18 protein-coding genes and 1 tRNA gene are annotated in these 17,583 nt (G+C 46.9%); 11 read left to right on the forward strand and 8 right to left on the reverse strand.

The features are described from left to right. Positions 1-11: 11 nt before the first annotated feature. From KXJ80_RS13185 to punR, 6 genes are all read right to left on the reverse strand, one after another. On the reverse strand, positions 12-350 hold the full coding sequence (locus tag KXJ80_RS13185; protein WP_069454968.1) for a TusE/DsrC/DsvC family sulfur relay protein: 339 nt from the start codon (positions 348-350) through the stop codon (positions 12-14). Further along, the gene (gene tusB, locus KXJ80_RS13190) at positions 344-625 is read right to left on the reverse strand and encodes a sulfurtransferase complex subunit TusB (RefSeq protein ID WP_011622736.1); all 282 of its coding nucleotides are present in this window, start codon (positions 623-625) and stop codon (positions 344-346) included. Before tusB ends, KXJ80_RS13185 begins: the two co-directional genes overlap by 7 nt. Continuing rightward, complete coding sequence (gene tusC, locus KXJ80_RS13195) at positions 625-981, reverse strand: sulfurtransferase complex subunit TusC (protein WP_011622737.1); 357 nt, start codon at positions 979-981, stop codon at positions 625-627. The genes tusB and tusC overlap by 1 nt, the downstream gene beginning before the upstream one ends. Positions 982-995: 14 nt before the next feature. Continuing rightward, positions 996-1,385: a sulfurtransferase complex subunit TusD gene (gene tusD, locus KXJ80_RS13200; protein WP_192937972.1), complete on the reverse strand. Its 390-nt coding sequence runs from the start codon at positions 1,383-1,385 to the stop codon at positions 996-998. A gap of 59 nt (positions 1,386-1,444) precedes the next feature. Continuing rightward, positions 1,445-2,104, reverse strand: a complete 660-nt coding sequence (locus KXJ80_RS13205; RefSeq protein WP_039977077.1) for a Bax inhibitor-1/YccA family protein — start codon at positions 2,102-2,104, stop codon at positions 1,445-1,447. Positions 2,105-2,363: 259 nt separating this feature from the next. Continuing rightward, positions 2,364-3,266: a DNA-binding transcriptional activator PunR gene (punR, locus tag KXJ80_RS13210; RefSeq protein ID WP_218738478.1), complete on the reverse strand. Its 903-nt coding sequence runs from the start codon at positions 3,264-3,266 to the stop codon at positions 2,364-2,366. 115 nt (positions 3,267-3,381) lie between these two features. Between punR and punC the strand changes: the two genes are divergently transcribed. Both punC and KXJ80_RS13220 read left to right on the forward strand, forming a co-directional pair. Continuing rightward, complete coding sequence (punC, locus tag KXJ80_RS13215; protein WP_218738477.1) at positions 3,382-4,653, forward strand: purine nucleoside transporter PunC; 1,272 nt, start codon at positions 3,382-3,384, stop codon at positions 4,651-4,653. Positions 4,654-4,733: 80 nt separating this feature from the next. Then, a tRNA-Ser gene (locus KXJ80_RS13220) sits at positions 4,734-4,824 on the forward strand. Positions 4,825-5,140: 316 nt separating this feature from the next. On the opposite strand, the gene KXJ80_RS13225 is transcribed toward KXJ80_RS13220, so the two are convergent. Next, entirely contained in the window at positions 5,141-5,671 is a 531-nt protein-coding gene (locus KXJ80_RS13225; protein ID WP_218738476.1) for a hypothetical protein, read from the reverse strand. Positions 5,672-6,038: 367 nt separating this feature from the next. On the opposite strand from KXJ80_RS13225, the gene KXJ80_RS13230 reads away from it, so the two are divergent. From KXJ80_RS13230 to KXJ80_RS13250, 5 genes are all read left to right on the forward strand, one after another. Beyond that, a complete protein-coding gene (locus KXJ80_RS13230) occupies positions 6,039-7,712 on the forward strand; it encodes a ribulokinase (protein WP_259474445.1) in 1,674 nt (557 codons plus the stop codon). A 1-nt stretch (position 7,713) separates the two neighbouring features. Beyond that, a complete protein-coding gene (locus tag KXJ80_RS13235) occupies positions 7,714-8,409 on the forward strand; it encodes an L-ribulose-5-phosphate 4-epimerase (RefSeq protein ID WP_011626173.1) in 696 nt (231 codons plus the stop codon). A gap of 38 nt (positions 8,410-8,447) precedes the next feature. Then, a complete protein-coding gene (gene araA, locus KXJ80_RS13240; RefSeq protein ID WP_203433667.1) occupies positions 8,448-9,950 on the forward strand; it encodes an L-arabinose isomerase in 1,503 nt (500 codons plus the stop codon). Between the two features lie 76 nt (positions 9,951-10,026). Then, a complete protein-coding gene (locus KXJ80_RS13245; RefSeq protein WP_218738474.1) occupies positions 10,027-10,635 on the forward strand; it encodes an HAD family hydrolase in 609 nt (202 codons plus the stop codon). 235 nt (positions 10,636-10,870) lie between these two features. Beyond that, a complete protein-coding gene (locus KXJ80_RS13250; RefSeq protein ID WP_218738473.1) occupies positions 10,871-11,587 on the forward strand; it encodes a FadR/GntR family transcriptional regulator in 717 nt (238 codons plus the stop codon). 105 nt (positions 11,588-11,692) lie between these two features. Here KXJ80_RS13250 and KXJ80_RS13255 read toward each other — a convergent pair whose 3' ends face one another. Continuing rightward, positions 11,693-12,652 (reverse strand): glycoside hydrolase family 43 protein, encoded by a 960-nt coding sequence (locus KXJ80_RS13255; RefSeq protein WP_218738472.1) that lies wholly within the window; start codon positions 12,650-12,652, stop codon positions 11,693-11,695. Positions 12,653-12,838: 186 nt separating this feature from the next. On the opposite strand from KXJ80_RS13255, the gene KXJ80_RS13260 reads away from it, so the two are divergent. From KXJ80_RS13260 to KXJ80_RS13275, 4 genes are all read left to right on the forward strand, one after another. Further along, positions 12,839-14,572: an IlvD/Edd family dehydratase gene (locus KXJ80_RS13260; RefSeq protein WP_218738471.1), complete on the forward strand. Its 1,734-nt coding sequence runs from the start codon at positions 12,839-12,841 to the stop codon at positions 14,570-14,572. A 60-nt stretch (positions 14,573-14,632) separates the two neighbouring features. Next, positions 14,633-15,403: an SDR family NAD(P)-dependent oxidoreductase gene (locus KXJ80_RS13265; protein ID WP_086904278.1), complete on the forward strand. Its 771-nt coding sequence runs from the start codon at positions 14,633-14,635 to the stop codon at positions 15,401-15,403. 79 nt (positions 15,404-15,482) lie between these two features. Then, positions 15,483-16,538 carry an aldose epimerase family protein gene (locus KXJ80_RS13270; RefSeq protein ID WP_218738470.1) on the forward strand — a complete coding sequence of 352 codons (1,056 nt, stop codon included), beginning with the start codon at positions 15,483-15,485 and terminating at the stop codon, positions 16,536-16,538. A 98-nt stretch (positions 16,539-16,636) separates the two neighbouring features. After that, positions 16,637-17,578, forward strand: a complete 942-nt coding sequence (locus KXJ80_RS13275) for an ABC transporter substrate-binding protein (RefSeq protein WP_011622752.1) — start codon at positions 16,637-16,639, stop codon at positions 17,576-17,578. Positions 17,579-17,583: the final 5 nt, after the last annotated feature.

Below are 17,583 nucleotides of genomic sequence, written 5' to 3' on the forward strand. Positions count from 1 at the left end.
GCCTTTCGTCATCAGATGCATTTAGCGGGTTTAGGCAATCCTGCTATTTTTGTCGCCTGTTTAGCCGGGCCAACGGGAAACAGCGTATAGAGGTATTTGGAATTGCCTTTATCTGGGCCTAAGGTTTGGCCAATGGCTTTAACTAACACTCTAATCGCAGGGCTGGTTTTATATTCCAGATAAAAATCCCGAACAAAATTGACCACTTCCCAGTGAGCACTGGTCAGTTCAATTTGTTCTTCATGAGCGAGCAGCGGCGCCATATCGGGCTGCCAGTCGGCGATATTCTTTAAATAGCCTTGATGGTCGCGTTCAATTTCGACGCCATTGAATATAAGCGGATTTACCACGTGATCACCTTATCGTGCTGCAAAGATTGAGCGACAAACTCGTTGTAATCAATCTGACTAATGTTTTTAAGACGTTCCGTTAAGCCGCGGGCGATGACATCATCTTTCAGCACCATCACCTTAAAGGGCGATAGCGCCATAGCCCATTGGCGCAGTAATAATGCGTTAACGCCATCGCTCGAGAGTAAAATCGCATCCTCTTTGCAAGCATAACGCAGGCAAAGTTTAAGGGCATTGTCTCGGCTGGGCGAGGTTTGGATATGATGTAAAATCATTAGAATACTAAGACCTCATCGACAGCTTTTAAGTGAGCTGAAATCGCTTCATCGTTTAAGATAGTCACCGGAATCGACAGCAAGCCATGGCTTAAGCCGTAGTCCCCTAAAGACTGTTTGCAGGCAAATACTGATTCGATGTCGTACAACGGGAGCGCTTTTAGCGCCGCAAGGTAATCTTTACCGCCGATAAGCTCGGGTTGTTGGTCTTTTAGCAGATGCAACACGCCTTCATCGACAAACACTAAACTCACTTCTTGCTCAAAGCTGGCGCTTAACAGGGCAAAGTCTAAGGCTTCGCGGCCCTTAGTGGTGCCATGGGGCGCGCTTCGGAACAATATACAGATTTTTTTCATAACATTTCCGAAGCTTAAAAGCAGATCAAACGATCGGCTGATTCAATTCCCGTGACCAGTTCACCCAGTCCACCCATAATAAAAGAACGTTCAACATTCCAGTGGCTTAGCCCGTTTTCCTGCGCCTCTTGCTGCGAGACGATGCCGCGCCGTAATGCCGCTGAGACACAGTTCACTAACGAGACTTGATGCTCGGCAGCAAGTTGTTTCCAGCCTTTAACCACATCATATTCATCGGATGCGGGTAAGTTAAAGTCCGTCGAGTTATACACGCCATCCTGATAGAAAAACACGCAGGTGATCTCATGTCCGCTTTGCAGGGAGGCTTGGGTGAAACGTAGGGCATTCACACTTGCCGACGTGCCATAGGCTGGCCCGTTTACTTGGATAATAAATTTGCTCATCATAAAAAAAATGGCCCTAAAAGTAGGGCCATTTTAGCGTAAGTTTCCCGAAAAGGGGATTAATCATCGTTACCAATGCCAAGCAAATGCAAAATGGCAATAAACAGGTTTAAAAAGTCCAGATACAAGGAGATAGTGGCGCGGATATAGTTAGTCTCGCCACCATTCACGATACGGCTAGTATCGAACAGGATAAAGCCGGTCATTAACAGCGCAAGACCCGCGTTAATTGCCATAAAGGCCACACTGTTACCCACGAAAATGTTAATCAGCGCAGCGGCGATCACCACAATCAATCCTGCGAACAAGAACCCACGTAGGAAAGAGAAATCTTTCTTAGTCGTTACCGCATAGGCAGAGAGCGCAATAAAGATAACTGACGTTAAACCAAGAGCTTGCATTATAAGCTCAGAGCCATTCGTCATACCAGCATAGTGGTTAAGCATGTAACCTAATGAGGCGCCTTCCATACCAGTAAAGGCAAATACCCAGAAGATCCCCGCAGCCGAATCGGCTTTGCGTAGGGTAACAAACAGCAGCACCAAACCACCGATAGATAAACCGAGTGACATCAGTGGGCTGATGTTAAGCGCCATCGCTAAGCCTGCACACACTGCCGAGAAGGCGAGGGTCATGGCTAACAATAAATAGGTATTTTTAAGAAGTTTATTCACTTCTAAGGTGGATGCACTCGCTGAGTACAAGGTTTGCTGAGTCATATCTTTCTCCATTAGCTTTTAAATCCAAACTGATCATTTTGATTTTTAACGGGGACGAGAGTTCCCATTAATCTCGCAAATCCAGTAATCCTGTTTGCATAGTAACTAAAACAGCGCTTGGCTTAAAGGATTCACGCCACAAATAACAAGTTGTAAAGGCTGATTTTTCTGTGTTGTCTGATGATTCAGTCGTATTTCGTTACAACAGTGCAACACAAAGACTTTAAAACAAGCTTAATCCTGTGATCATACGGCAATATTACGCCAGCCATTCACGGTGTAATTTATCGGTATCGCCTAAATAATCCAGCACCCAGGCCAGGGCGGGCGACATTTTGTCGGCATTCCAAGCCAGACAGCAGGGGCTGGTCAGCTTAGGATTCTCAAGCTGTTTTTCGACCAAGGCGCCAGCTTTGATAAAGACGCTGGCCAAATGAACTGGCATATAGCCAATGCCGAGGCCCTCTCTAAAACAGTTAATCGCGCGGATCCAATCTGGCACCACGAGTCTGCGCTGATTCTCCAATAACCAGGTCATGCGTTTCGGAATTTCCCGCGAAGTATCTTCCAAACAGATGGAGGGAAAGGGGCGCAATTCATCGTCGGTTAAAGGTCGAACAATATTGGCTAAGGGATGGTTTTTACTCACCAAAAACGCCCATTGAATATCGCCCATGTCTTTATATTGGTATACGCCACCTACGGGAATGGCGGTGGTTGCACCAATGGCGATATCACTTCGACCGGTCGCAAGCGCCTCCCACACCCCGTTAAAGACCTCTATGCGGATGATAAGCTCAATATCATGGAAATGACGGTAAAAGTCGGCGATTAATACGCTAATTCTGTCGGCGCGGACTATGTTATCTAAGGCGATAGACAGTGTGGGTTGCCAACCATTTGCCACACGTTGAGTGCCACGTTTCATCTCATCCATTTGAGTCAGCAAGTTTCTGGCTTGCTTAACAAAATGCTCTCCCGCAGGGGTTAAGGTCACGCTGCGGTGGTGGCGCTCAAATAACACAACACCGAGTTCTTCTTCGATTTGCTTAACGGCATAACTGACCGCTGAAGGGACCTTGTGCAGTCGATTGGCTGCCGCCGTAAAACTCCCCACCCGGGCCACGATATCAATGAGTTCTAACGCTTGTTCCGAGAGCATAGCTGACATCCATTGTGATGAAAATAATTGATAGCATCTGTCAAAAATAAACGTTTCCAATCAAATTAACAAGTATTTAGACTGCACGCCTTAAGTCTTTTGACATGATTATTTTATGAAAACATCTAGTAATATCTTTGTAAATATGAAGTTTTTTATATTCTTATTCTATTTGGCCTTGTTAAGCATGTTAGGCTTTATTGCCACAGACATGTATTTACCTGCTTTCAAAGCAATTGAAAGTTCGTTCAATTCTTCACCTTCACAAGTGGCGATGTCGCTCACCTGTTTCTTGGCTGGTTTAGCCTTAGGGCAGCTGATTTATGGCCCTTTGGTCAGTAAACTCGGCAAACGTTATGCCCTGATCCTCGGCCTTGGCATTTTTGCCGCGTCCAGTGTTGCAATTGCCAATAGCGACTCGATACTGATGTTGAACATCGCTCGATTCTTCCAAGCCATTGGCGCCTGTAGTGCTGGCGTTATTTGGCAAGCGATTGTGGTCGAACAGTATGATGCCGAAAAAGCTCAGGGGATCTTCAGCAATATTATGCCGTTAGTGGCATTGTCACCTGCATTAGCCCCAATCCTTGGCGCTTATATTCTGAACGATTTTGGATGGCGTGCAATCTTTATCTCATTGTGTGTGATTGCCTTTTTATTGGTGCTGATGACCTTATACTTCGTGCCGAGCCACGCAGCGCATCAGGATGCTAAGCCAAGCGCAGTTTCCTACGGGCAGATTTTGAAAAATACTCGTTATTTAGGTAACGTAGTGATTTTTGGTGCGTGTTCAGGTGCGTTCTTTGCCTACTTGACGGTATGGCCGATTGTAATGGAGCAGCATGGCTATCAAGCAACCGAGATTGGCCTTAGCTTTATTCCGCAAACCATCATGTTTATTGTGGGCGGATACGCGAGTAAGTTATTGATAAAACGTATTGGTGCCGACCGTACACTCAACGTATTACTGGCAATGTTTGCACTCTGTGTTATCTCAATTGTATTTTTCACCTTATTAATGAAGATGGAAACTATTTTCCCACTGCTGATTTCGTTCTCGATACTTGCAGCGGCGAACGGGGCGATTTATCCCATCGTCGTGAACAGCGCCTTGCAACAATTTACCCAAAATGCGGCTAAAGCGGCAGGATTACAGAACTTTTTGCAAATCACTATCGCCTTTGGCGCCTCAAGCTTAGTCGCACTCTGGGCAAGCTCAGGAGAAGTTGCCATAGGTTGGGCCATTTTGAGCTGTTCATTAGTGGTGATCTTGGGTTACCTGTTAAAAACCGAACAAACATGGGCCGATTTTGCCAAACACTTTACTGCGCCGGATCCTGCTCGCCTTGGGATCAATGTGGATAAGAAGCAAAATCAAGCAGATTGAATGTAATACGAGCAGTTAGCGCAAAATTATCAGTTAGTGCTTTACAGTCAGTAAACTAACTTATATCATGCGCATCGTTCGGAGGGGTGGCAGAGTGGTTTAATGCACCGGTCTTGAAAACCGGCGTGGGTTTATAGCCCACCCAGGGTTCAAATCCCTGCTCCTCCGCCATATTCTACGGAAAAGCCATCAGCAATGATGGCTTTTTTGTTTTTGGAATTTCGAAAGTTGAACCCTAGGGTTCCTAATTCTAAGCGCAGCTCCTTGGCAATATTCCACAGATAAACCATTAGTAATGATAGCTTTTCTGTTTTTGGAATTTCGGGAGTTGAACCCGAGGGTTCCTAACGCTAACCGCAGTTCCACCACCAAATTCAGTCAAAAAGGCCGCTGATGACTTAGCGGCCTTTTTCTTTCGCAATAGATTTAATTTCCCATTAGCTAGGATTTTCAAATAGCAAAGCAGCTTAGGTTAAGTAAGGCTAGGCTAAGTGAGCTTATGCCTGATAAGACTTAGCGCAAAAGCTTCATAGGCAGGAACCGTTTCATTCCCCACCCATGTACTGTAGATGCAGGCGGGGTCACTCAATTTAAGCCCCAGAGCATCAAGATAGTCAGGGCCGTTGACCACAAAGAACTGCTTTTTGTAGGGCAACAACACCATCTGTGGTGATTGCTGTAAAAAAGCCTGCGCCTCATCAAAACCGCTGAACCAGTGATTGAGCAAGGTATCGCAGCGCCTGCTATGGAAGAGGGTACCTAAGTCTTCACCGATGTGTGCTTGACCCGATAACACTCTTTGACAGTGATTAAAATCAGTAAAACCGAGCTCACGAGCCAATAGGCTTTGGCAATGCTTAAGCTGAATATCCTGTTGCGTAAAACCTTGCTTATTCATCAAGGGGGCGAATCTATCTAGCGCCATTGCATCACCAGCGTGGCAGGCTTTAAGGCGCTTTTTAGCGTGGATTTTGACTTCGGTTAAGGCGCGTGGTGCTGGGGTAATTTGTTGTATCACAAACAATTCTCCTAAGTTTTATTGGCATCTCCACTAAGCCAAACCTAATCAATTGTTGTGTCATACATGTGATGCGTACATCGAGATATGAGTCAGAGTGATGTCATCTTCTGCGGATAGGTGTCTCTGCAACCTGGCGCCATTATTCGACTTCTTACCGTTTGAGTCAAGCTAAGCGCAGCTTAGTTTTCCACACTCTTACTCACCTAATCGTTACATGCTCAGCCTTAATGTTAAAAATTTTATCACTCAACAACTAAAATCATATTGTATTACCATTAACTCGTAGTAATATTGTAGTATGAAATGATATTCACTCTACCTGCGTAAACCGAATAGGACGCAGACAAAATGAATGGGGATGCAAATGTCGAATGTTTTAGGGGCTTACGCGTTAGGGCTTGATTACGGCTCTGATTCAGTACGCGCGTTATTGGTGGATACCCAAACGGGCGCAGAAGTAGCAACCAATGTGGTGTACTACCCACGTTGGAAGAAGGGGCTGTTTTGCGAGCCCGCGAAGAATCAATTTAGACAACATCCCCTCGATTACATCGAAAGCCTTATCGAGGTAGTGCAAGGATTATGGGCAAAAGCCCCCAGTGGCGCCGCGCAAAGAGTCTGCGGGTTGAGTGTTGATACCACAGGTTCAACTCCCATTGCCATCGACGAAGCTGGCGTTGCCTTAGCCTTAAAACCAGAGTTTGTGAATAACCCCAATGCCATGTTTTTGCTTTGGAAAGATCACAGCGCGATTATCGAAGCTCAGCAAATTACCGCCGCAGCAAACAATGCAAGCGAAAATTACTTGAAATATGAAGGAGGGATTTATTCCTCTGAATGGTTTTGGGCCAAAGCACTATTCGTACTGCGCCATGACAGCGCGGTAAGACAAGCCGCCTATAGCTGGGTCGAGCACTGTGATTGGATCACCGCATTAATGACGGGCACCACACATCCAAAAGTCTTTAAGGCTGGGCGCTGCGCCGCCGGTCATAAAGTGATGTGGCACGAGTCATGGAATGGCTATCCACCGAATGACTTTTTCGTTGGCATCGACCCTTTACTCGATGGTTTAAGAGACAAATTACCCTTTGAAACCTGCACATCCGACAAGGTTTGTGGTCAGTTAACCCCTGAGTGGGCACAGCATTTAGGGCTATCGACCGAGGTTATCGTGTCTTTTGGCTCATTCGACTGCCACGCAGGCGCCGTTGGAGCCAATGTTAAACCTAGCGTCTTAACTAAGGTGATGGGGACCTCTACCTGCGACATTACCGTCGCCAGTTATGAAGATATTGGAGAGCGTTGTATCAAAGGGATTTGCGGTCAGGTCGATGGTTCCGTATTGCCCGGCATGATTGGTCTTGAAGCGGGTCAGTCAGCCTTTGGCGATCTCTACGCTTGGTTTAGGGATCTCACCGCATGGCCGATGCAACAGCTCGACACTTCAGCGCTGTTTGATGACGACACCAGAGCCAAACTTATTCAGCAACTCGAGGCCGAAACCTTAACCGTGCTGGGCAATGCGGCCGCGAAAATCCCCGTTGGCGAGACAGGTATTGTCGCGCTGGATTGGATTAATGGACGTCGCACCCCCGATGCAGACCAATCCGTTGCTATGGCTATCACAGGCTTAACCATGGGCAGTCAGGCTCCGCAAGTCTTCAAAGCCTTAGTGGAAGCCAGCGCCTATGGCGCACGGGCCATTATCGAGCGCTTCAAACAAGAAGGCGTTTGCATTGACCATGTGGTCACCATTGGTGGGATCTCGAAAAAATCCGACTTCATTATGCAAACCTGCGCCGATGTGTGGAATTGCAACATCGACGTACTCGAGAGTGAGCAAAGCTGTGCCCTAGGCGCCGCAATTTATGCCGCAACCGCAGCCGGGGTTTATCCCGATGTGTTGAGTGCCCAAGCCGCGATGGCCTCAAACGTTGCGAAAACCTATCAACCAAATCCTGAAAACGCACAGAAATATCAAGCGCTTTATCAAGCGTACTTAGCCCTTGGCCACTATGTTGATGGAGCAAAATAAGATGTCTTTTTTAGAGCTAAAACGCGAAGTCTACGAAGCCAACATGGAGCTTGAGAAACGCAAACTGGTGACTTACACCTTTGGCAACGTTTCACAAATTGATCGCCAACTCGGCGTGATTGGTATCAAGCCCAGCGGCGTGCCCTATGAAGATTTGAAGGTTGAAGACATTGTGATTGTCGACCTTGAGAATCAAATCGTCGAAGGGCGCATGCGTCCGTCATCCGATACCAAGACACACACCTATTTGTATCGTCAGTGGCAGAGTATTGGTGGCATTACCCATACCCATTCGACCTATGCCACCGCGTGGGCGCAGGCGCAGATCGCGATTCCCTGCTTAGGGACGACACAGGCCGATTATGTGTACGGTGAAATTCCATGCACAGCAGTGATGCGCAATGATCAGATAAGCCGCGACTACGAAGAAGAAACCGGCGTGCAGATCCTCGATTGTTTTGCCGACCGAGATCCCAACGAGTCGCCCATGGTGATAGTGGCAGGCCACGCGCCGTTCACTTGGGGCGCGAATGCGGCTAAATCTGTGTACCACGCTGTGTTGCTCGAAGAAATCGCCCGGATGGCGTATCTCACCAAGACATTATCACCAGGTATCAGTCAGTTAAAACAAGAGCTTATTGATAAGCATTATTTGCGTAAGCATGGAAAAGACGCTTATTACGGCCAAAGCAAGTAATTGCCAGTCGGGTCTCATTTCAAACTAGAGAGAGTAATATGAAAGCCTTCAAACAAAAACAAGTGTGGTTTATCACGGGTTCGCAGGATTTATACGGCCCGAAAGTATTAGAGCAAGTCGCTAAAAACAGTGAGCAAATTGTTCATGGCTTTAATGAATCTTCCGCCATTTCGCTGGAAGTGGTGTATAAGCCAACCGTAAAATCCCCACGGGAAATTCACGCCGTATGCCAAGCGGCCAACAGCGATGAAAACTGTGTTGGCGTTATTCTGTGGATGCACACTTTCTCTCCTGCCAAGATGTGGATTGCTGGCCTTAATGAATTAAGCAAGCCATTCATGCACTTACACACTCAGTTCAATGCCGAGCTCCCTTGGAGCGAAATCAACATGAACTACATGAACACCCATCAAAGTGCTCACGGTTGCCGCGAATTTGGTTTTATAGGCACTCGTATGCGTAAAGAGCGCAAAGTGGTTGTGGGTCACTGGCAATCGAGCGATGTACAGGCACAAATCGATGATTGGTGCCGCGCGGCGGCGGGTTGGCACGAGAGCCAAAACCTGCGTATCGCCCGCTTTGGCGATAACATGCGTCAAGTGGCCGTGACCGAAGGCGACAAAGTTGCCGCACAAATTCAATTCGGTTACGAAGTGCACGCCTATAGCTTAGGTGAACTTAATGAAGCGATTGCAGCCATTGCCGAAGGCGATGTGACTGCACAGCTCGATCGTTACGCCAGCGAATACCAAGTGGGTAACGAACTTTTTGGTGATGAATACCAATTAGACCGTTTAAGAAAAGAAGCCAAGATTGAACTCGGCTTAACCCAATTCTTAACCCAAGGTGGATTTGGTGCCTTTACCAACTGCTTCGAAAACCTCACCGGCATGACAGGCTTACCGGGACTGGCTACCCAACGTCTGATGGCGAACGGTTTCGGTTACGGCGGCGAAGGTGACTGGAAAACGGCTGCCATGGTGCGCATTATGAAGGTCATGGGCCAAGGCCGTGCCGGTGGTACTTCCTTTATGGAAGACTACACCTATAACTTTGGGGCGACTGACCAAGTTCTTGGCGCCCACATGTTAGAAGTGTGCCCATCCATTGCCGCGGCAAAACCGCGTTTAGAAGTTCACCGCCATACCATTGGTGTGCGTTGTGACGTGCCACGTCTGTTATTCACTGGCAAAGCAGGCCCAGCAATTAACGTATCGACTATCGATTTAGGCAACCGTTTCCGTATCATTCTCAATGAATTAGATACAGTGACGCCACCACAGGATCTGCCAAATCTGCCTGTCGCGTCTGCGCTGTGGGAGCCTCGTCCGAATTTAGCCGTTGCCGCCGCAGCTTGGATCCACGCCGGTGGTGCTCACCACTCAGCTTATAGCCAAGCGATCACGACGGATCAGATTGTCGACTTTGCTGAAATGGCCGGTGCTGAACTGGTTATCATTGATGCCGACACTAAGATCCGCGAGTTTAAGAATGAACTTCGCCAAAATTCCGTTTATTACGGTTTAGCAAGAGGGTTATAATTCTCACGCAGGAACAAAGCCGCCCTCGGGCGGCTTTCATTTTTCTGGAACCATTCATTTCATAGGGTTAACACAGATGTATACAGAATTTGACGGCATTATCTTCGATATGGATGGCACCTTAGTCGACAGCGGTCAGTTGCATGAACAGGCATGGCGACAAACCTTGAATCACTTTGGGATCCCGGTAGAGCCTGCACTGATGCGCTCGTTAGCGGGCGTGCCCACCATTGGCACCTTAGAGATTCTGCTCGCCCATTTTGGCGTCACACCAACGGCCAGTTGCGAAGCCATGAACGAGTATAAAGAAGCCCTAGTGCGCGACACAATGCATTTATATGTAAAACCGACGGCATTAGCCGAATTTGCCAAGCAGAATCAGGGCAAACGCCCAATGGCGGTCGGCACAGGCGCCTACACAGAGGAAGCCATTCAAATCTTAACCCTGTGTGGGTTACTGGAATTAGTCGATTATGTGGTGGGGGCTGACCAAGTCGCGTCACCCAAACCTGCGCCTGATACTTTTTTACGCTGCGCCGAGCTGATGGGCATAGCGCCAGAGCGCTGCATCGTATTTGAAGATGCGAAGGCGGGCATCCAAGCCGCCGAAGCGGCGGGGATGTTTGTGGTCGATGTGCATGCTGAATTACAGATTGAAAATGACTATTTTCTAAGCGCTCAATAGCCGTTGCGAGCTTGTCCAATCACTGGCTAAAACGCAAAATTAGGCTTTACAATGTAAAAGTTTGGGGTAAGGTAGGGACAATGAGTTTAAGGAAATTCCCATAAATTCTTAGCGTTAACAAAATTTTTATTACCTTTAGCATGAAAGGTAGTATCATAACATTTGTTTATCAGCGTTAAGTACCTTATCCAGCTGATTGGATTGAGCACAGAGATAGAGAGTTAAAGAGGGCACTATGGCAAATCAGGCAAATAACCGTCCGCAGAATATCCATAACTGGGTGGCAAGCGAATTAGGTTCCCGCATTGTGGGCGGCTTTTATGTGCCAGGTGAATATATCCCTAACGAAAATGCTATCTGTGAAGAGCTGGAAGTATCACGCACCTCTTTAAGGGAAGCCTTTAAGGTGCTCACAGCAAAAGGGCTTATCGAGTCTCGCCCTAAGCTTGGCACTCGAATTCGTGAGCGTCGCCACTGGAATATGTTTGATCCGGTGATCTTAAACTGGTTTTCCCAATCGAAACCTTCCCCTGAGTTTTATACTTCGCTCTATGAAATTCGTGCCGTATTTGAACCCGCTGCGGCGGAACTGGCTGCCAAGAAACGCACCCCAGAGCAGCTTGAGGTGATTGCGGCTGCTTATACCAAGATGGAAGCGGCCGAATTAGGTACGGATGAAGTGTATACCTCGGATATCGATTTCCACATGGCGATTTTAGATGCGACCAATAACGAGTTTATGGTATCCCTCGGCGTGTCGATTCAATCTGCGTTGCTCGAAATCTTTAGACTCAGTAGCACAATTCAGGATGACTTTATCCAATCCCTCCCTGGCCACAAAGCCATTTACACTGCGATTGCCGCAGGGGACAGTAAAGGCGCGAAAGCCGAGATGAATAAATTACTCTCGACGTCTCAAGATACAGTGCATAAAAATATCGTGCGTAAATAACTGCTTACTGATTTTCAAGGCTGCTGATTTTTTAGCCATGATTATCAATAAAAAAAGGTGAACTTAGGTTCACCTTTTTTACTTTAGAGCGAGTAAAAAATAGGATTACTGCGGCTCGTTGATGCCTTCGCTTGTCATATGAATGCGCTTTATGGTGCCATCGGCATTGTAATATAGCGGGTCAATCGCGACTGAACGTCTAAATTCGCCGCCGCCATCCTGAGATGCGCCCGTATGGTAGATAAAGTAGGATTTACCTTTAAATTCAATGATTGCTTGATGGTTTGTCGGCGAGTTACCCGCCACTTCATTTAAGATACCTTGGTACTTCCACGGCCCCTGAATGCTATCACTGGTCGCATAGGCAATTTTTTCAGGGAAGCCTGAAGCGTATGAAAGATAATAGGTTTTATCTTTTTTATGTACCCAGAGTGCTTCGGTAAAGTTTGGAATATCAATCGAGTGAATTGGGCCATCGAGTTCAATCATGTTGGCTTTTAACTTGGCAAATCTTGGCTTAGTGTTGCCCCAAAACAGATAGGCTTGCTTGTCATCATCGATAAAGACAGCAGGATCGATATCATCCCAATCAATCTCGGTATCTGTGGTCATATCATTAGTGATAAGGGCGTTGCCGCGGGCATCCTTGAAGGGGCCGAGTGGACTATCGGCAACCGCGACACCAATAGCAAAACCATTGATTTTGTTGTGTCTTGCCGTGACATACCAGTAAAACTTACCTTCTTTTTCGATCACATGGCTGGCCCATGCATCTCCTTTTGCCCAGCTGAAATCCTTCACCGATAACTTGCTACCGTGGGCCGTCCAGTTGTGCATATCCTTAGAGCTAAAAACCAGCCAGTCATGCATTTCAAAGAAGGTACGATTGTCCTTTGCAACATCATGGCCAGTATAAAGATAGACAGTATCTTGGTGCACTATAGCGGCAGGATCGGCGGTAAATACATCCGTAAACAAAGGGTTAGCAGCAATTGCCGCTGTACTGGCCGTGGTGATCAATGCCAAACAAGCACTCACACAAATACTAGAAAATGCCTTTTTCATACTTCCTCTATTGTTTTTTGATATTTTAGTATTATAGTAATACCAATACTTTTACGTGCTAGCAATATTAAAGTACAAATTGTTAACTCAGGGCATAAAGGTGCACCAACTCTCTGATAGTCGACTGTAACGCGGCTAATTGAATATGTCGGGCAGGACATGTGCCTTGGAAGACGAAGGTGTCATATGAATAATAAAAAACCGAAAACACTTCGTTCGGCTAGTTGGTTTGGTAGTGATGACAAAAATGGCTTTATGTATCGCAGTTGGATGAAAAACCAAGGCATACCCGAGCATCACTTTCAAAATAAGCCTGTGATTGGTATTTGCAATACCTGGTCAGAATTGACGCCCTGTAATGGTCATCTACGGGAATTGGCGCAAAGAGTAAAGAATGGCATTCGGGAAGCGGGTGGCATTCCAGTGGAGTTCCCCGTGTTTTCGAATGGCGAGTCTAACTTGCGTCCAAGCGCCATGCTTACCCGTAATCTTGCTGCCATGGACACGGAAGAAGCCATTCGTGGCAACCCCATCGACGGTGTTGTGCTGTTAGTGGGCTGCGATAAAACGACCCCGGCTTTATTAATGGGTGCGGCCAGTTGTGATTTACCGACAATTGTTGTTACCGGTGGTCCCATGCTCAATGGTAAGCATAAGGGCAAGGATGTCGGTTCGGGCACACTCGTGTGGGAACTGCATCAAGAATATAAAGCGGGCAACATCAGTCTCTCCGCATTTATGAATGCCGAAGCGGATATGTCACGCTCAACGGGCACCTGTAACACTATGGGCACGGCATCGACCATGGCCTGTATGGTTGAAACCCTTGGGGTGAGTTTGCCACACAATGCAGCCATTCCTGCGGTGGATTCTCGCCGCCAAGTATTGGCGCATATGTCGGGAATGCGAATTGTGGAGATGGTCAAAGAGGATTTGACCTTAAGTAAAATTTTAAGCCGTGATGCTTTTATCAATGCCATCAAAGTCAATGCCGCCATTGGTGGTTCAACCAACGCAGTTATCCATTTAAAGGCGATTGCCAGCAGGATAGGGGTTGAGCTGTCACTCGATGACTGGCGCCATGGTTACACAGTACCGACCATAGTGAATCTTAAGCCTTCGGGTCAGTACTTAATGGAAGACTTTTACTACGCAGGTGGCCTGCCAGCAGTATTAAGGCAGCTGTTTGAACATGATTTACTGAGCAAAAACACGCTTACAGTCAATGCAGCTAGCCTCTGGGACAATGTCAAAGAGGCGCCTTGTTATAACCAAGAGGTGATCATGTCACTTGAAAATCCCTTGGTTGAAAATGGTGGCATTCGAGTACTGCGCGGCAATCTCGCGCCCCGAGGCGCTGTGATCAAAACTTCAGCCGCCAGCGCACACCTGATGCAACACCGCGGTAAAGCCGTGGTGTTTGAAAGCTTCGACGATTACAACGCCCGCATCGGCGATCCTGAATTGGATATCGATGAAAACAGCATTATGGTGCTTAAAAACTGTGGCCCGAAGGGATATCCGGGCATGGCTGAGGTCGGCAACATGGGACTGCCACCTAAGTTGTTGAAAAAAGGAATTAAGGACATGGTTAGGATTTCTGATGCACGCATGAGTGGCACCGCCTTTGGCACAGTTGTGCTGCATGTTGCCCCAGAAGCTCAAGCCCTTGGGCCACTGGCCGCCGTTCAAAATGGTGACATAATAGCGCTAGACACCTATGCCGGAACGTTACAGCTGGAGATCAGTGACCAAGAGTTACAGGCTCGTCTTGCCAAACTGGCGACGGTGAAATCCATTCCTGTAAATGGTGGCTATCTCTCGCTTTTTAAGGAGCATGTTCTCCAGGCGGATGAGGGATGTGATTTTGATTTTCTCGTGGGATGTCGAGGTGCAGAGATACCAGCACATTCCCATTAAATATGAACTCGTTTTCTTTTATAATAAAACCAGATAATTATTTTAATAAAAGGTTGAGTTATGAAGTTGACTAATCAATACCCGAGTTTACAAGGGAAAACCATTTTTATCAGTGGTGGCGCAACGGGTATTGGAGCTTGCTTGGTTAATGCTTTTTTAGAGCAGGGCGCTAAGGTGGCATTTGTCGATATTTTAGTTGAGGAGTCGACTCAACTCGTCGCAGACCTTAAGCAGACTCAACCAGAGGCCAGCGTAAAATTTTATCACTGCGATCTTGTCGATATCGCCGCCCTCAAGCGTGTGATTACTCAGGTCGAGGACGATTTAGGTCCAATATCAGTATTGATTAACAATGCCGCGTGCGATCAACGCCATAGCATCGACGAAGTGACCCCAGAATATTGGGACCAATGCCTAAACACCAATTTGCGGCATTACTTTTTCGCCGTACAAGCGGTCAGGCCGCAAATGCAGCGCCTCGGCGGAGGCTCAGTGATCAACTTAGGTTCAATGAGTTGGCACAACCGGCAGGCGGGCATGGCGGGTTACACCGCATCTAAGGCCGGCGCCATGGGCTTAACCCGAGGGTTAGCAGCCGATTTAGGTAAAGATAAAATCCGGATTAATACCTTAACGCCGGGTTGGGTGATGACAAAACGTCAACTCACACACTGGGTAGATAAAGATACGGCAAAACATATCGAAAATAACCAATGTATTAAAGAATATGTAATGCCCGAAGATATTGCTGCTATGGCGTTATTTTTAGCAGCAGATGATAGCAAACTCTGCACCGCACAGAATTTTATTGTCGATGGTGGTTGGATTTAAATATCACAATAAAATTTCAGTTCATTAAATAATGAGGTGAGTGCTGAGTTTATTTTAAATAAAAGGTAAAGCACTCACCATGCAACTCTCTGTTACTAAAAAAAGCCTACAACACGCCGCATTTGCGGATGAATTACAATTAGTCACGCTCACCAATAGCCACGGGCTTGAAGTGGTTCTGTCAAATTACGGCGCCAGTATTTGGTCGGTCAAACTTTATGGTCAAGCGCAAGAACCTATTTCATTAAGTCTTGGCTATCAAGATATTAAAGATTGGGCGACTAATCCGTATTATTTTGGTATTACCGCCGGCCGTGTCGCAAATCGCATTGGTAAAGCACAATTCCCCTTAGCAGGTAAAACAATTCAATTAGTCGCCAATGAAGGCAACAATCAACTTCACGGCGGACCTAAAGGATTAAGCCATTGCACTTGGCAGGTTGAGACGCTGCAGGACAATGACAGTGTGGCGGCGGTTTTCAGCATTATCAGCCCCGATGGCGATCAAGGATTTCCGGGTAATCTTGCGATTAAGCTCGAGTATCGCCTCAATGAAAACAATGAATTAACCCTGAACTATCAAGCCGTTTGCGATCAAACCACCCCCGTCTGTTTAACCAATCATGCTTACTGGAATCTTGCCTCTAACAAACAGCAAGGCATTTTAGGGCACGAACTCTCCATTCAAGCCAGTCATTTCCTGGCACTCGATAATGAACAGATCCCTACTGGCGAATTAATCTTAGTCGACGATGGCGCTTACGATTTCAAACAACCGAAGCTAATTGCCACGGATATTAAGCAATTAACTAATGGTTATGATCATTATTTTGTTATGGATAGAAATCCAGACAATAAAAACAGTTTGCAGACTATTGCGGTGTTAAAAGATCCGCTTTCTGGCCGAGAACTCGAAATTAGTACCACAGAAGTCGGCGTGCAATTTTACAGCGGTAACTTTCTCGATGGCAGCCATATTGATGATGAAGGTTATAGCATTAATCAATTCCATGGCCTGTGTTTAGAAACCCACGGTTATCCGAATGCGGTAAACATTGACCATTTCCCGAGTGTCATGCTTGAGGCAAATACTCAATATCAACAAATTACGGTACATAAGTTTAAGAATATTTAATTCAATCAAGGCGAAATAAAATTTATTTGTACGAGTTAGCCTGCTGTTAACAGCAGGCTAGGGGATCTCTGTTACCTAAAATTATAAAGGGAATAATAATGAAACATAATAAAATCATTACTGCATTGGGATTATGGGCTGTCAGTGCAACTTGTGCCTACGCCACCACGGTGGGCTTTTCACAGGTTGGCTCCGAGAGTGGTTGGCGCACCAGCTTTAGTGAAGCGGTCAAGGCCGAAGCCAAACAGCGTGGCATCGATTTAAAATTTGCCGACGCTCAGCAAAAACAAGAGAACCAAATCAAAGCCGTGCGTAGCTTTATCGCCCAAGGCGTGGATGCCATTATTATCGCTCCCGTGGTAGAAACGGGCTGGAAACCCGTACTCAAAGAAGCCAAACGTGCCCACATTCCTGTGGTGATTGTTGACCGTAATATCAAGGTCGATGATGACTCCTTATTCCTTACCCGTATCGCCTCCGACTTTACCGAAGAAGGCCGCAAGATTGGCCAATGGCTAATGGATAAAACCCAAGGCAACTGCGATATCGCCGAATTGCAGGGCACGGTAGGTGCAACCGCAGCGATTGATCGCGCCGCCGGTTTTAACCAAGTGATTGCCAATTATCCCAATGCCAAGATTGTTCGTAGCCAAACCGGCGAATTTACCCGTGCTAAGGGTAAAGAAGTGATGGAAGGTTTCCTCAAGGCGCAAAACGGTCAGCCACTGTGCGCTGTGTGGTCGCATAACGATGAAATGGCCCTTGGCGCGGTGCAAGCCATTAAAGAAGCGGGTTTAAAACCGGGCAAAGATATTCTGATTGTCTCCGTGGACGGTGTTCCCGATTACTTTAAGGCCATGGCCGATGGCGATGTTAATGCCACGGTTGAGCTTAGCCCATACTTAGGCGGCCCAGCATTTGATGCTATCGATGCGTACCTGAAGGGCAATAAGGATCAAGCCAAGCTTATTAGCACCACGGGTGATGTATTTACCCAAGAAACCGCTGCCGCAGAGTACGAAAAGCGCCGCCAGCAATAATCCCA

Source organism: Shewanella xiamenensis, assembly GCF_024971755.1.
GTDB classification, from domain to species: Bacteria; Pseudomonadota; Gammaproteobacteria; order Enterobacterales; family Shewanellaceae; genus Shewanella; species Shewanella xiamenensis.

Bases quoted from the DNA above. Each gene is read 5' to 3' on its own strand.
- tusB (WP_011622736.1), bottom strand. From the start codon at position 625: ATGATTTTACATCATATCCAAACCTCGCCCAGCCGAGACAATGCCCTT.
- tusC (WP_011622737.1), bottom strand. From the start codon at position 981: ATGAAAAAAATCTGTATATTGTTCCGAAGCGCGCCCCATGGCACCACT.
- tusD (WP_192937972.1), bottom strand. From the start codon at position 1,385: ATGAGCAAATTTATTATCCAAGTAAACGGGCCAGCCTATGGCACGTCG.
- KXJ80_RS13205 (WP_039977077.1), bottom strand. From the start codon at position 2,104: ATGACTCAGCAAACCTTGTACTCAGCGAGTGCATCCACCTTAGAAGTG.
- punR (WP_218738478.1), bottom strand. From the start codon at position 3,266: ATGCTCTCGGAACAAGCGTTAGAACTCATTGATATCGTGGCCCGGGTG.
- punC (WP_218738477.1), top strand. From the start codon at position 3,382: ATGAAAACATCTAGTAATATCTTTGTAAATATGAAGTTTTTTATATTC.
- KXJ80_RS13230 (WP_259474445.1), top strand. From the start codon at position 6,039: ATGTCGAATGTTTTAGGGGCTTACGCGTTAGGGCTTGATTACGGCTCT.
- KXJ80_RS13235 (WP_011626173.1), top strand. From the start codon at position 7,714: ATGTCTTTTTTAGAGCTAAAACGCGAAGTCTACGAAGCCAACATGGAG.
- araA (WP_203433667.1), top strand. From the start codon at position 8,448: ATGAAAGCCTTCAAACAAAAACAAGTGTGGTTTATCACGGGTTCGCAG.
- KXJ80_RS13245 (WP_218738474.1), top strand. From the start codon at position 10,027: ATGTATACAGAATTTGACGGCATTATCTTCGATATGGATGGCACCTTA.
- KXJ80_RS13250 (WP_218738473.1), top strand. From the start codon at position 10,871: ATGGCAAATCAGGCAAATAACCGTCCGCAGAATATCCATAACTGGGTG.
- KXJ80_RS13255 (WP_218738472.1), bottom strand. From the start codon at position 12,652: ATGAAAAAGGCATTTTCTAGTATTTGTGTGAGTGCTTGTTTGGCATTG.
- KXJ80_RS13260 (WP_218738471.1), top strand. From the start codon at position 12,839: ATGAATAATAAAAAACCGAAAACACTTCGTTCGGCTAGTTGGTTTGGT.
- KXJ80_RS13265 (WP_086904278.1), top strand. From the start codon at position 14,633: ATGAAGTTGACTAATCAATACCCGAGTTTACAAGGGAAAACCATTTTT.
- KXJ80_RS13270 (WP_218738470.1), top strand. From the start codon at position 15,483: ATGCAACTCTCTGTTACTAAAAAAAGCCTACAACACGCCGCATTTGCG.
- KXJ80_RS13275 (WP_011622752.1), top strand. From the start codon at position 16,637: ATGAAACATAATAAAATCATTACTGCATTGGGATTATGGGCTGTCAGT.